This is a genomic window from Vibrio sp. 10N.222.46.A1, assembly GCF_041473595.1.
GTDB lineage: Bacteria > Pseudomonadota > Gammaproteobacteria > Enterobacterales > Vibrionaceae > Vibrio > Vibrio tasmaniensis_A.
The window spans coordinates 1-240 of the sequence record NZ_JBFRSN010001097.1; the positions used below are offsets into that span (position 1 = coordinate 1).

The 240-nt window shown below is 50.4% G+C and carries 1 protein-coding gene; it reads right to left on the reverse strand.

From position 1 onward, the window contains the following. Positions 1-240: hypothetical protein (locus AB4496_RS24150; protein WP_372103186.1), on the reverse strand; the 240-nt coding region annotated here is incomplete at both ends.

Below are 240 nucleotides of genomic sequence, written 5' to 3' on the forward strand. Positions count from 1 at the left end.
ACCAAGGTCTGCTTCCATATCCATTGCTAGGTCGAGCATTTCAGTCGGGTAGCCCGTCTTTTCTGCTACCACTTCTAGCATCGTCTTCTGAACGACAGCGGCATCTAAACCGCTAGCTGCTTGAACTGAAGTTGCTGCAGTTTGAGCGACTACAGGAGCAGAAGCCGGAAGCTTGCTGTTCATGTAAGCAACGATTTCGCCAAGAGTGCGACACTCAGCTAAGTCTTCAGGGTTTAGCTC